Source organism: Sulfitobacter sp. HI0040, assembly GCF_001634885.1.
Taxonomy (GTDB): domain Bacteria; phylum Pseudomonadota; class Alphaproteobacteria; order Rhodobacterales; family Rhodobacteraceae; genus Sulfitobacter.
In genome coordinates, this window is sequence record NZ_LWEX01000570.1 from 1 (window position 1) to 247 (window position 247).

The 247-nt window shown below is 68.7% G+C and carries 1 pseudogene; it reads left to right on the forward strand.

From position 1 onward, the window contains the following. A pseudogene (locus A3728_RS20805) lies at nucleotides 1-247 on the forward strand (MFS transporter); the annotation flags it as partial.

Genomic DNA, 247 nt, shown 5'->3' on the forward strand with positions numbered 1-247 from the left:
GTGGCGATTCATCCTTACGCGGGGGTTGCTCGTCTCCACGGCGCTGGCGCCGCCCTATCTGGTGATCCTGTCCCAGCGGGAGGGCGACGCAGCACTGGGCAAGCTGGGGGCATTGGTGCTTGCCTCCGCCACCGCGTCGTTCCTCAGTTCCTATGTCTGGGGGCGCATGGCCGACTGGTCCAGCCGCNTCGTGCTGATGGGCTGCGGCGCGGTGGCGGAGGCAAGCACCAATGCCCCCAGCTTGCCC